The organism is Pseudomonas sp. PDM20 (genome assembly GCF_014852575.3).
Taxonomy (GTDB): domain Bacteria; phylum Pseudomonadota; class Gammaproteobacteria; order Pseudomonadales; family Pseudomonadaceae; genus Pseudomonas.
In genome coordinates, this window is sequence record NZ_CM181224.1 from 1,846,194 (window position 1) to 1,858,672 (window position 12,479).

9 protein-coding genes are annotated in these 12,479 nt (G+C 67.9%); 4 read left to right on the forward strand and 5 right to left on the reverse strand.

Features of this window, described 5'->3' with window-relative positions:
* Positions 1 to 62: 62 nt before the first annotated feature.
* The 3 genes from IB261_RS08755 to phhA all read right to left on the reverse strand — a co-directional run bounded on the left by IB261_RS08755 (position 63) and on the right by phhA (position 2,506).
* Positions 63 to 1,259 carry an amino acid aminotransferase gene (locus tag IB261_RS08755; protein ID WP_192382008.1) on the reverse strand — a complete coding sequence of 399 codons (1,197 nt, stop codon included), beginning with the start codon at positions 1,257 to 1,259 and terminating at the stop codon, positions 63 to 65.
* Positions 1,256 to 1,612 carry a 4a-hydroxytetrahydrobiopterin dehydratase gene (locus IB261_RS08760; protein WP_192382010.1) on the reverse strand — a complete coding sequence of 119 codons (357 nt, stop codon included), beginning with the start codon at positions 1,610 to 1,612 and terminating at the stop codon, positions 1,256 to 1,258. Before IB261_RS08760 ends, IB261_RS08755 begins: the two co-directional genes overlap by 4 nt.
* 105 nt (positions 1,613 to 1,717) lie before the next feature.
* Positions 1,718 to 2,506: a phenylalanine 4-monooxygenase gene (gene phhA / locus IB261_RS08765; RefSeq protein WP_081518009.1), complete on the reverse strand. Its 789-nt coding sequence runs from the start codon at positions 2,504 to 2,506 to the stop codon at positions 1,718 to 1,720.
* A gap of 260 nt (positions 2,507 to 2,766) precedes the next feature.
* On the opposite strand from phhA, the gene IB261_RS08770 reads away from it, so the two are divergent.
* A complete protein-coding gene (locus tag IB261_RS08770) occupies positions 2,767 to 4,329 on the forward strand; it encodes a sigma-54-dependent transcriptional regulator (protein WP_081518010.1) in 1,563 nt (520 codons plus the stop codon).
* 190 nt (positions 4,330 to 4,519) lie between these two features.
* Here the strand turns inward: IB261_RS08770 and IB261_RS08775 are convergent, their stop codons facing one another.
* Complete coding sequence (locus tag IB261_RS08775) at positions 4,520 to 4,888, reverse strand: hypothetical protein (RefSeq protein WP_151186393.1); 369 nt, start codon at positions 4,886 to 4,888, stop codon at positions 4,520 to 4,522.
* Between the two features lie 111 nt (positions 4,889 to 4,999).
* Between IB261_RS08775 and IB261_RS08780 the strand changes: the two genes are divergently transcribed.
* A complete protein-coding gene (locus tag IB261_RS08780; protein ID WP_192382012.1) occupies positions 5,000 to 9,316 on the forward strand; it encodes a DEAD/DEAH box helicase in 4,317 nt (1,438 codons plus the stop codon).
* A 57-nt stretch (positions 9,317 to 9,373) separates the two neighbouring features.
* Positions 9,374 to 10,894, forward strand: a complete 1,521-nt coding sequence (locus IB261_RS08785) for a glycosyltransferase family 39 protein (RefSeq protein WP_192382014.1) — start codon at positions 9,374 to 9,376, stop codon at positions 10,892 to 10,894.
* 12 nt (positions 10,895 to 10,906) lie between these two features.
* Here the strand turns inward: IB261_RS08785 and IB261_RS08790 are convergent, their stop codons facing one another.
* On the reverse strand, positions 10,907 to 11,224 hold the full coding sequence (locus tag IB261_RS08790) for an Mpo1-like protein (protein WP_081518014.1): 318 nt from the start codon (positions 11,222 to 11,224) through the stop codon (positions 10,907 to 10,909).
* A 148-nt stretch (positions 11,225 to 11,372) separates the two neighbouring features.
* Between IB261_RS08790 and IB261_RS08795 the strand changes: the two genes are divergently transcribed.
* On the forward strand, positions 11,373 to 12,371 hold the full coding sequence (locus IB261_RS08795) for an AraC family transcriptional regulator (protein WP_192382017.1): 999 nt from the start codon (positions 11,373 to 11,375) through the stop codon (positions 12,369 to 12,371).
* Positions 12,372 to 12,479: the final 108 nt, after the last annotated feature.

Sequence of the window (12,479 nt, forward strand, 5' to 3'; positions counted from 1 at the left end):
ATTCCGGCGTCCGGGCAAAAAAAGACCGGCTCAAAGGCCGGTCGAGGGGGAAGAATTCGTCGTCAGCGGCAGACGCGGGCGATGGCTGCCGCCAGGTGATCCAGGCGCTCGCCGTCGAGCCCGGCGATATTCGCGCGGCCGCTGCTCACCAGGTAAATGCTGTGCTCCTCGCGCAGGATGCGCACCTGGTCGGCCTGCAGGCCGGTGTAGGAGAACATGCCGCGCTGGATGGCGATGTGTGCGAAGCGATCCGCCAGCCCGTGGGGGCGCAAGGCTTCCACCAGGCCGACACGCAGCTCGGCGATGCGCCCGCGCATGCCGTCCAGTTCGTCCAGCCAGAGGTTCTTCAGTTCCGGGTCGCCGAGGATGGTGGCGACCACTTCCGCGCCATGGGCTGGCGGGGTGGACCACAGGTTGCGGGCGAACAGCGCCAGCTGGCTGCGGATGTCGGTGAGCTTGTCGGCGTTCTCGGCGCAGACGATCAGCGCGCCGACGCGGTCGCGGTAGAGGCCGAAGTTCTTCGAGCAGGAACTGGTGATCAGCACTTCCGGCAGGCTCTGGGCGAGCAGGCGCACGGAGTAGGCGTCCTCTTCCAGCCCGTCGCCCAGGCCCTGGTAGGCGAAGTCCAGCAGCGGCAGCAGTTCGCGGCGACGGACGATTTCCAGTACGCGCTGCCATTGCCCGTGATCCAGGTCGAAACCAGTGGGGTTGTGGCAGCAGGCGTGCAGCAGCACCACGTCGCCCTGGGGGATTTTCTCCAGCATGGTGAACATGGCTTCGGCGTCGAGGCGGTTGTCCGCGCCAACGTAGGGGTAGTGCTTGATCGGCACGCCAGCAGCGGCGAACAGGGTCTCGTGGATCGGCCAGGTCGGGTCGCTCAGCCAGATGCTCTTGCCCGGCAGGCAGTGCGCGATGAACTCCGCAGCCAGACGCAGGGCACCGGTGCCGCCGGGCGTCTGGGTGGCGTCGGCGCGGGAGTCGGCCAGTAGCGGCGAGGTGACGCCCAGCACCAGCTCGCACAGGCGCGCGGCGAACAGGGCATCACCGTGGCTGCCGACGTAGCTCTTGGTGGTTTCGCTATCCACCAGGCGCTGTTCGGCGAGCTTCACCGCGCGGGGGATCGGGGTGAGGCCCTGGGCGTCCTTGTAGACGCCCACGCCAAGGTCGAGCCGCGCGGGATTGGGGTCCGCCCGGTAGGCTTCGAGCAGGCCCAGGATCGGGTCGCCCGGTACGCGGGTGACCTTGGCGAAATGGCTCATTTGCGTCCCTCTGCTTTCGCGGCCAGCTCGTCGGTGCGCGCGGCCATGATGAAGTCGTTGCGGTGCAGGCCCTTCAGCTCGTGGCTCCACCAGGTGACGGTGACCTTGCCCCACTGGGTCAGCAGGTCGGGGTGGTGGCCTTCTTCCTCGGCGATGGCGCCTATGGCGTTGGTGAAGGCCAGGGCGTGCCTGAAGTTCTTGAACAGGAAGACCCGCTCCAGTTCCATGTGATCGTCACGGACCTCGATGTTCCAGTCCGGAATCTGCTTGATCAGCACCGCCAGTTCTTCGTCGGACACCTTCGGGGCGTCGGCGCGGCAGGCTTCGCAATGGGCTTGGGTGAGTGCGGTCATGAAAGGTTCTCCTTGTCGTGGGGTGGCATAGGAGTGCGCTCGCGAACCATCTTAGGCTCGCGAGCACGTCTCATCCTAGGCACAGATGGGATCGATTGCAGCGGATCAGGCGGCCTGTTTCGGCGGAAACTTCGGCGCGTGCAGGCCCAGGCGCATGGCTTCGCGCACCAGCGCCATGATGTCCTCATGGGCCAGCTCGAACAGCCGCTTGAGTTCGGGGAGCACGAAATACAGGGGCTGCAGAATGTCGATGCGGTACGGCGTACGCATGCATTCCAGCGGGCTGAAGGCCTGGTGCTCGGGCTCGCCGGAGAGGCTGTAGACCGTCTCCCTGGGCGACGAGAGGATGCCGCCGCCGTAGATGCGCAAGCCCTGCGAGGTATCCAGCAGGCCGAACTCGATGGTCATCCAGTAGAGGCGGGCGAGGTACACGCGCTCTTCCTTGCTGGCGGCGAGGCCGAGCTTGCCGTAGGTGTGGGTGAATTCGGCGAACCAGGGATTGGTGAGCAGCGGGCAGTGGCCGAAGATCTCGTGGAAGATGTCCGGCTCCTGCAGGTAGTCCAGCTCTTCCGGGGTGCGGATGAAGGTGGCGACGGGGAATTGCTGGCTGGCCAGCAGCTCGAAGAAGGTCTGGAACGGGATCAGCGCCGGCACCCGCGCCACGCGCCAGCCGGTGGCGGCCTGGAGCACCTGGTTGACCTCGCCCAGCTGCGGGATGCGCTCATGGGGCAGGCCGAGCTGCTCGATGCCGTCCAGGTATTCCTGACAAGCGCGGCCCTCGATCACTTTCAGCTGGCGGGTGATCAGGGTATTCCAGACCTGATGTTCGGTTTCCGGGTAGTGGATGAAACCGTCTTCGTCAGGTTGGCGGGCCACGTACTGCGTTGTCTTCATGGAGCCTCCGGCGTCGAGCTGCCTGTTCTTGTGATGACTCACAAATAGCGCGATGCGTGCCGGCGAACAGCCCCCTTGGCGCTACCCTGGCAGGTCGGTGGTCCGTCAATCCGTAAAGAAAACATTACGATCGTCGGCGCCAGCATCCGGCCATGGCTTGAAGGTGCGGTGATCTGTCACATATTCTTGACGGTAATTTCCGGCCGCCTTGCGAATACCCGTGCCGGAGCGCCCACCACAACGACAACCACGGGCCCGCCATGCGCATCAAAGTGCACTGCCAGAACCGCGTCGGCATCCTGCGCGACATCCTCAACCTGCTGGTCGACTACGGCATCAACGTCAACCGCGGCGAAGTCGGTGGCGAGCAGGGCAACGCCATCTACCTGCTCTGCCCGAACCTCATCAACCTGCAGTTCCAGTCGCTCAAGCCCAAGCTTGAAGCGGTGCCCGGCGTGTTCGGCGTCAAGCGCGTCGGCCTGATGCCCAGCGAACGCCGTCACCTGGAGCTGAACGCGCTGCTGGCGGCGCTGGAGTTCCCGGTGCTGTCCATCGACATGGCCGGGCAGATCGTCGCCGGCAACCGCGCCGCTGCTCAGCTGCTGGGCGTGCGCGTCGACGAAGTGCCGGGCATCCCGCTGTCGCGCTACGTCGAGGACCTCGACCTGCCCGAACTGGTGCGGGCCAACAAGGCACGCATCAACGGCCTGCGGGTGAAGGTGAAGGGCGACGTGTTCCTCGCCGACATCGCGCCGCTGCAGACCGAGCACGACGAAAGCGAAGCACTGGCTGGCGCCGTGCTCACCTTGCACCGCGCCGACCGAGTCGGCGAGCGCATCTACAACGTGCGTCGCCTGGAGCTGCGCGGCTTCGACAGCATCTTCCAGAGCTCGCGGGTGATGGCCGCCGTGGTGCGCGAAGCGCGGCGCATGGCGCCGCTCGACGCGCCACTGCTGATCGAAGGCGAGACCGGCACCGGCAAGGAGCTGCTGGCCCGCGCCTGCCACCTCGCCAGCCCGCGCGGGCAGTCGCCGTTCATGGCGCTGAACTGCGCCGGCCTGCCCGAATCCATGGCCGAGACCGAACTGTTCGGCTACGGCCCCGGTGCCTTCGAGGGCGCACGCCCGGAAGGCAAGCTCGGCCTGCTGGAGCTGACCGCCGGCGGCACGCTGTTCCTCGACGGCGTCGGCGAAATGAGCCCGCGCCTGCAGGCCAAACTGCTGCGCTTCCTGCAGGACGGCTGCTTCCGCCGCGTCGGCAGCGACGAGGAGGTGTACCTGGACGTGCGGGTAATCTGCGCGACCCAGGTCGACCTGTCCGAACTGTGTACCAAGGGCGAATTCCGTCAGGACCTCTACCACCGCCTCAACGTGCTGTCGCTGCACATCCCGCCGCTGCGCGAATGCCTGGACGGCCTGGAGCCGCTGGTGGAGCACTTCCTCGACCAGGCCAGCCGGCAGATCGGCTGCTCGCTGCCCAGGCTGTCGCCGCAGGCACTGGATCGCCTCGGTCGCTACCACTGGCCCGGCAACGTGCGGCAGCTGGAGAACGCGCTGTTCCAGGCGGTTTCGTTGTGCGAAGGCGGCACCATCCGCCCCGAGCACATCCGCCTGCCGGACTACGGCGCGCCGCACCCACTGGGGGATTTCTCCCTGGAAGGCGGGCTCGACGCCATCGTCGGCCGGTTCGAACGGGCGGTGCTGGAGCGGCTCTACCGCGAGCACCCGAGCAGCCGGCAGCTGGGCAAGCGGCTGGGGGTGTCGCACACCACCATCGCCAACAAGCTGCGAATGCATGGGCTGGGGCAGAACGACGAATCCTGATGAGGGCGTGGGACCTGCTCGCGGTCGCGGGTGGGGGACGTTCCGGTGTGCAGGATTTCGCGGACAAGGCCCGTTCCTTCCCGAGCAGTTCGTAGGGCGTTCCGGGTTATCCGCCCTACGTAAACGGGGGAGCGCGCGTTGCAGGAGCAGGCCATGCCCGCGATCCGTCGGCAGGGCCGGCGCCAGCCAATCACCAGGTCTTCGGCCGATACCCCTTCACGCAGGCCCGCACCTCGTCGTCGATCACGTTGCCCGGCTTGATGCAGTCGGACAGCCTGCGCGGGCTATCGCTGTAGGGAGAGCCCGCTGGAGTCGCCTGTGGGCCGGCAGGGGAAATACCCAGGCGGCTTTGCAGCACCACCCAGCGCTCCTGAAGCCAGGCATGGCTGGTGGGGTTGCGCCACAGGGCAGTACCGGCGGCGAGGAGCAGCAGCGGGATGAGGAACCACAGCAGCGGCCTCACCAGCAGCCGCCAGTTGCGTTTCGGGTCTTCGGGCGGCTTCTGCTTGTTCCGCTGCCTGACCTGCTCCCAGTAATAGTCGCGATCACGCTCGCTCATCGGTGTACTTCCGCCGGGTGGATGCGTGAAGAGTAACGGCTGGCGCGACCTGCGGCGAGGCGCGATCAGTGGTCCTTGTGACCGGCTTCGCGCACCACCATATTGGTCTGCATGACTGCTCCTCGAACTTCCTCCCGCGCCAGGCGCGCCGATGTGCTGTCCGCTTTCCACCCGGCGGTGGCCGGCTGGTTCCGTGCGCACTTCGCGGCACCGACGCAGGCGCAAGTCGAGGCGTGGCCGGCAATCCAGGCAGGCGAATCGACCCTGGTGGCGGCGCCCACCGGTTCGGGGAAGACGCTCACGGCCTTTCTCTCGGCCATCGATGCACTGGTCCGCGAGGGGCTGGCGAACGGCGGGACGCTGCCGGATCGCACCTCGGTGGTCTACGTTTCGCCGCTCAAGGCGCTGTCCAACGACATCCGCATCAACCTCGAGGAGCCCCTGGCCGGCATCCGCTCGGCGCTGCTGGAAATGGGCCTGCCGGAGGTGGATATCCGCACGGCGGTGCGCACCGGCGACACCACTTCCAGTGAGCGCGAGGCCATGCGCCGGCAGGTGCCGCACATCCTCGTCACCACACCCGAATCGCTCTATGTGCTGCTCGGCTCGGATTCCGGCCGCGCCATGCTCGCCGGCGCGCGCAGCGTGATAGTCGATGAAATCCACGCGCTGGCCGCGAGCAAGCGTGGCAGCCATCTGGCGCTGTCACTGGAGCGTTTGCAGGCTTTGTGCGAAGCGCCGTTGGTGCGCATCGGCCTGTCCGCCACGCAGAAGCCCATCGAGGCAGTGGCGGGCTTCCTGGTAGGGCGCCACCAGACCTGCCGCATCGTCGACATCGGCTACAGCCGCGAGCGCGACCTGAACCTGGAAGTGCCCGCAGCGCCGCTGGAGGCGGTGATGTCCCACGATGTCTGGGACAAGGTCTACGACCGCCTCGCCGAGCTGGCCAGCGAGCACCGCACCACGCTGGTGTTCGTCAACACCCGGCGGCTGTCCGAGCGTATCACCCGGCACCTCGCCGAGCGCATCGGCGCCGGTTGGGTGGCGGCGCACCACGGCAGCCTGTCCAAGGAACTTCGCCTGGGCGCCGAACGGCGGCTCAAGGCCGGGCAACTGAAGGTGCTGGTGGCCACCGCGTCGCTGGAGCTGGGCATCGACATCGGCGACGTCGAGCTGGTCTGCCAGATCGGCTCGCCGCGTTCCATCGCCGCCTTCCTGCAGCGGGTCGGCCGCTCCGGCCACAGTGTCGGCGGTACGCCCAAGGGACGGTTGTTCCCGACTTCGCGGGATGACCTGATCGAATGCGTGGCGTTGCTCGACAGCGTGCGGCAGAACGAGCTGGACGCCCTGAGCATTCCCCACGCTCCGCTGGACGTGCTGGCTCAGCAGATAGTCGCCGAAGTGGCCTGCCAGGAATGGCACGAGGACGCGCTGTTCGAACTGTTCACTGCCGCACAACCTTACGCCGACCTCAGCCGCGAGCACTTCGACGCCATGCTGCGTACCCTCGCCGAGGGCTACACCAGCCGCAACGGTCAGCGCGGCGCTTACCTGCACCGTGATGCCGTGCACCAGCGCCTGCGTGGCCGGCGCGGAGCCAAGCTCACCGCCGTGACCTCCGGTGGCACCATTCCCGATACCGGCGACTACGCCGTGCTGCTGGAGCCGCAGGGCCTCAGCGTGGGTACGGTGAACGAGGACTTCGCGGTGGAGAGCCTGGCCGGCGATGTGTTCCAGCTGGGCAATATCTCCTACCGCATCCTGCGCGTGGAGCCAGGCCGCGTGCGCGTCGAAGACGCCCAGGGCCAGCCACCGAACATCCCCTTCTGGCTCGGCGAGGCGCCAGGGCGCACCGACGAGCTGTCCACCAGTGTCGCTCGCCTGCGCGGGCAGCTGGACGAGTTGCTCGCCCAGGGCGAGAACGACCCTGAACCGCTGGCACGGGCCATCGACTGGCTTCAGGGCCTGCTCGGCCTGAATGACGCCGCGGCGCGCCAGCTGGTGGAATACCTGGCCCGCGCACGCCACGCCCTCGGCGCGCTGCCGACGCAGAAGACGCTGATCCTCGAGCGCTTCTTCGACGAATCCGGCGGCATGCAGCTGGTCATCCATTCGCCTTACGGCAGCCGTATCAACCGCGCCTGGGGCCTGGCCTTGCGCAAGCGCTTCTGCCGCACCTTCAACTTCGAGCTGCAGGCTGCGGCCACGGAAGACGCGATCATCCTCTCGCTGTCCACCAGCCACAGCTTCCCGCTGGACGAGGTGTGGCGCTACCTGCACTCCAACAGCGGCGAGCATGTGCTGATCCAGGCGCTGCTCGATGCACCGCTGTTCGGTGTGCGCTGGCGCTGGAACGCCACCACCGCGCTGGCCTTGCCGCGCTACAGCGGCGGGCGGAAAGTCGCCCCGCAGTTGCAGCGCATGCGCAGCGAGGACCTGCTGGCCTCGGTGTTCCCCGACCAGGTCGCGTGCCTGGAGAACATCGTCGGCGAGCGCGAGATTCCCGATCATCCGCTGGTGGCTCAGACCCTCGACGACTGCCTGCACGAGGCGATGGACTGTGAAGGCTGGCTGGACCTGCTGCGGCGCATGGAAAGCGGAGCGGTGACCCTGCTCGCGCGCGATCTGCCGGCACCGTCGCCACTGGCGGCGGAGGTGCTGTCCGCCAGTCCTTATTCCTTCCTCGACGACGCGCCTCTTGAAGAGCGCCGCACCCAGGCCGTGCAGAGCCGCCGCTGGACCGACCCGGAAAGCGCCGACGGCCTCGGCGCGCTGGATGCCGATGCCATCGACGCGGTACGCGCCGAGGCCTGGCCCGAAGCCCGCGACGCCGACGAGATGCACGAGGCATTGACCGGTCTGGGTGGCATCCGCGACAGCGAGGCGCAGGCCAATGAGGGCTGGCCTTTCCTGCTCAAGTCACTGGCCAAAGCGGGGAGGGCGACGCGCCTGGAGCTGCTCGCGGGCGCAGTCTGGGTGGCGGCGGAACGGCTCAGCCAGTGGCTTGCGCTGCATCCGCAGGTCGCGATGAAGCCTTCGCTCGATCTGCCTGCGGCGCTGTGCGAGCCCTGTGCGGTGGACGAAGCGCAGGTCGAACTGGTGCGGGCGCGCCTGACCGGCTTCGGCCCGCGCCTGCTGCGCGAGCTGGCGGATGACCTGGGCATTTCCTCCGGCGATACCGGCTTCGCCCTGGCCAGCCTGGAGCGCGAGGGCTACGTGCTGCGCGGTCGCTTCACGCCGGGCGTGAGCGAGGAGGAATGGTGCGAGCGCCACCTGCTGGCGCGCATCCACCGTTACACGGTCAAGCGCCTGCGCCGGGAGATCGAACCGGTGGCGCGGGCGGATTTCATGCGCTTCCTGTTCGACTGGCAGCGAGTGTCCGCTGGATCGAGGGTGCGCGGTGCTGAATCCCTGGCCGGCGTACTCAGCCAGCTGGAAGGCTTCCAGGCCGCTGCCAGCGCCTGGGAAAGCGACCTCCTGCCCAGCCGCGTGGCCGACTACGGCATCAACTGGCTGGACGACCTGTGCCGCGCCGGTCGCATCGTCTGGGCGCGTCTGCCCGGCCGAGCCGCTGCGAAGGGGCGCGGCGGCCCGCTGAAGAGCACGCCCATCGTGCTGCTGCCCCGCGCGCAGATGGCGCAGTGGAGCGCGTTGAGCGCGGGGCAGACGGAGGCCGAGCTGTCCGCCAAGGCCAGCAAGGTGCTGGAGGTACTCAAGGAGCACGGCGCGTCCTTCTTCGAGGAACTGGCCAGCGACAGTCACCTGCTGCGCACCGAGCTGGAAACCGTGCTGGGTGAACTGGTGGCGGCCGGGCGGGTGAATGCCGACAGCTTCGCCGGCCTGCGCGCCCTGCTGATGCCGGCGGCTCGGCGGCACCCGCAGCGTCGTTCGCGTACGCCACTGTTCGGCATGGCCGATGCCGGGCGCTGGGCGCTGCTGCGCCGCGCCACGCTGGAACCAGGAGCGCGGGTGTCGGCGGAGGTGCTGGAGCATGTCGCCATGACCCTGCTGCGCCGCTACGGCGTGGTCTGCTGGCGGCTGCTCGACCGCGAAGCCGACTGGCTGCCGCCGTGGCGCGACCTGCTGCGGGTCTACCACCGTCTGGAAGCGCGCGGGGAAATTCGCGGCGGGCGCTTCGTTGCCGGGCTGACCGGCGAGCAGTTCGCCTTGCCTGAAGCCGTCGGCCTGTTGCGTGAAGTGCGTCGCCGGGAAGCGAGCGGCGAATGGGTGGTGGTGTCGGCGGTCGACCCGCTGAACCTGGCTGGCACCCTGCTGCCGGGGCGCAAGGTGCCGGCCGTGAGCGGCAACCGCGTGCTCTATCGCGATGGCGTGCCGGTGGGCGCGCTGATCGCCGGCGAGGTGGAGCTGCTCGCGGAGCTGCCGCCGGACGACCAGGCCCGCGCGCGGGAGCTGCTGATCCGCCGGTAAGCCGGGCGCGCCTGACGTACACTCAGCGGCACGGAAGTTTGTCCCTGCGAGGCCGTGATGTCTTCCCGCGAGTCCCCGAGCCTGCTTGAGCTGTTGCGCCAGTGGTGGTTCCTGCCGTTGCTGACCCTCGCGCTGTGCCTGCGCCTGTATGAGCTGACCGGCTCGGCTATCTGGGGCGACGAAAGCTCCAGCCTGTTCCTCGCCCGCTATTCGCCTTTGCAACTCTGGCAGCACGCTGCCCACGACGTGCATCCGCCGCTGTACTTCTATCTGCTGCACCTGTGGACCGGGCTGCTGGGCGAGGGCGTGCTGTCGCTGCGCCTGTTCAGTGCGGTGTTCGGCACGCTCGCGGTGTTCCTCGGCGGCTGGCTGGCGTGGCGCCTCGCCAGTCGCCGCGCGGCCTTGCTCGCTGTCGTGTTGCTGGCGCTGCTGCCCACGGCGGTGCGCTACAGCCAGGAAGTGCGCATGTATTCGTTGCTCGGCTGCTGGCTGCTGGCGGCGACATTGGCCTTGCTCTACTGGCGGGAGAAGGGCAAACGGCGCCATCTGCTGGCTTACGTCCTGCTGATGGCGGCGGCGTTCTACACCCATTACTTCAGCCTGTTCGGCCTGCTGGTGCATTGGGCCTGGCTGGCGTCGCTGCCGGAAACACCCCTGCGTCGCCGCGACTGGTGGCTGGCCAACCTGGCCATCGCCATGCTGTTCCTGCCCTGGTTGCCCGGCCTGCTGGACCTGGTTCGCCACATGGCGGTGCTGGTCGCGGGCGGAGACGTGGGCTGGGCGCCGCCGGTGGATGGCCGTTCCGTCCCGTCGATGCTCTGGCAATGGCTCGCGCAGTCCGATGGCAACGAGCTGGCGTGGCCCCTGCTGGTGGGCGTGCCGTTGCTGGTGGTGGGGGCGATGTTGCTGGTACTGCATCACGATCGCAGCCGCCAGCGCGCCGGCGTGTTGCTCTCGCTGTACGTCGGCCTGCCGCTGCTGGGGTTGTATGGCGTGTCTTTTGTTTCGCCGGTGTTCGTCGAGCGCTACCTGACAGCCTTTGCGTTGGGGCTGCCGCTGCTGTTCGCGCTGGCGCTGGACCGCCTGCTGGAGGCGCGGCGGGCACTGGGAGTGGTGACCCTGGCGACGCTGCTCGGCCTGCAGGGCCTGGGGCTGGCGCGGGCCTACGAGACGGACCCGGACGAGCAGTTCGACGGCATGGTCGCCTACGTCAATGCCCACTACCACGCCGGTGACCGGGTGGTGGTGGACGATATCCTCTGGTACCTGGCGTTCCGTTACTACAACCGCACCGGCAGCGAACCGCTGCTGTACACCGCGCCAGCTGCGGATGGTTCGTCCGGGCGGCCGGGGCTCTACGGTTTCGGCTCGTTGATCGATGATCGCCAGCACAGCTTCGTCGACCGCCTGGCCGACCTGCCGCCAGGCGATGGCCGTGTCTGGCTGGTGATGAGTCGCTACAACGACCAGGAGATTCCCGATGTGCCGGCCAATTGGCGGCGCATCGCCCAGCATGCCGGCGGGGAAGTTCAGGCGCTGCTGTTCGAGCGCGCGTCGCTGCGTAACGCCGCGCGCTGACCGCTCAATGGCTCAGAAACGGATGCGCCCGGTGAAGGCGTCCTTGAGCATCACCCAGTCGCCCATCAGCGACCACAGCGGGTACTTGAAGGTGGCGGGGCGGTTCTTCTCGAACACGAAGTGGCCGACCCAGGCGAAGCCGTAGCCGGCCAGCGGCATGGCCAGCAACCACAGCCAGTGCCCGCTGACGAGGGCGTAGGCGAGGATCGACAGCACCAGCAGGCTGCCCACGTAGTGCAGGCGACGGCACACGGCGTTGCTGTGTTCCTGCAGGTAGTACGGGTAGAACTCGGCGAAGCTCTGGAATCGATCGGCGGTCTGGGTGCTCATGGCGCACCTCCTGTTGTTGTGATGGCGCCAGTGTAGGCCGGTGCCTTCAGACTTGCGGATGACATAGGGGGCCAGTTTAGTATCCCCCTGTGCCGCCGGCTTCTCCGGCCGTTCGGCGCGGATCACCACCATAACCAGAAGAAATTGCATGCCTGAGCGTACAACCCTGTCGAGCTGGGTGCGGGGGATCGTCCAGTCGCTGGAGCTGGAAGGCCTCGACTGCCGCGCGCTGTTCACTGAACTGCAGCTGGATTTCGGCGCCCTCGACGACCCCGATGCGCGCTTCCCGCAGGACGCCATGAGCCGCCTGTGGAACCGCGCCGTGGAGCTGTCCGGCAACCCGGCCATCGGCCTGAACATTGCCCGCGTGCACACGCCGGCGTTCCCCGTGGTGGGTTATGCGCTGATGTCCAGCCGCAACCTGGGCGAGGGCTTCGAGCGTCTGGAGCGCTACCAGCGGATCATCGCAGAGGGCGCCGACCTGACCTTCCGCCGCCTGCCCGAGGGCTGCCTGTATCGCATCGTGGTTCACGGTGATCGCCTGCCGGTGCCGCGCCAGAGTGCAGAGTGCTCACTGGCGAGCCTGATCGCCATGCTGCGCTGGATCACCGGGCGGGCGATCAAGCCGCTGGAGGTGCGCCTGGCGGGCGAGCCACCGCCGGACATTGAACCCTACCGCGAGCTGTTCCAGGCGCCGCTGAGCTTTGGCCATGCCGACTGCGCGATGCTGTTCTCCCACGAGGACATGAGCGCGCCGCTGCCCACTGCCAACGAGGAGCTGGCGCGCCTGCATGACCGTTTCGCCGGGGAGTACCTGGCGCGCTTCGTCAGCAGTCGCTTCAGTCACCAGACCCGCCAGGTGCTGTGCCGCCTGCTACCCCAGGGCGAGCCCAAGCGCGAAAGCGTGGCCCAGGCGCTGAACCTGTCCGAGCGCACCCTGCAGCGCCGCCTGCAGGAAGAGGGCACCAGCTACCAGCAACTGCTCGACGACACTCGCCGCGAACTGGCCCAGCAGTACCTCGCCACGCCGCGCATGACGCTGCTGGAGATCGCCTACCTGCTGGGGTTCTCGGAGCCGAGCAACTTCTTCCGCGCCTTCCGCCGCTGGTTCGGCAAGACGCCGGGGGAGTACCGCGAGGACTTGTGATTCACCCAGCGCCGGTTGGCGCTGATCGCGGGCACGGCCGCTCCTGCAAGGGCAGCGCCGTGTGCCGGCGTTCCCGGTGTATCGGTTTGTAGGATGGGTGGAGCGCAG

Coding starts and splice junctions, on each gene's coding strand:
- IB261_RS08755 (WP_192382008.1), bottom strand. CDS start 1,259: ATGAGCCATTTCGCCAAGGTCACCCGCGTACCGGGCGACCCGATCCTG.
- IB261_RS08760 (WP_192382010.1), bottom strand. CDS start 1,612: ATGACCGCACTCACCCAAGCCCATTGCGAAGCCTGCCGCGCCGACGCC.
- phhA (WP_081518009.1), bottom strand. CDS start 2,506: ATGAAGACAACGCAGTACGTGGCCCGCCAACCTGACGAAGACGGTTTC.
- IB261_RS08770 (WP_081518010.1), top strand. CDS start 2,767: ATGCGCATCAAAGTGCACTGCCAGAACCGCGTCGGCATCCTGCGCGAC.
- IB261_RS08775 (WP_151186393.1), bottom strand. CDS start 4,888: ATGAGCGAGCGTGATCGCGACTATTACTGGGAGCAGGTCAGGCAGCGG.
- IB261_RS08780 (WP_192382012.1), top strand. CDS start 5,000: ATGACTGCTCCTCGAACTTCCTCCCGCGCCAGGCGCGCCGATGTGCTG.
- IB261_RS08785 (WP_192382014.1), top strand. CDS start 9,374: ATGTCTTCCCGCGAGTCCCCGAGCCTGCTTGAGCTGTTGCGCCAGTGG.
- IB261_RS08790 (WP_081518014.1), bottom strand. CDS start 11,224: ATGAGCACCCAGACCGCCGATCGATTCCAGAGCTTCGCCGAGTTCTAC.
- IB261_RS08795 (WP_192382017.1), top strand. CDS start 11,373: ATGCCTGAGCGTACAACCCTGTCGAGCTGGGTGCGGGGGATCGTCCAG.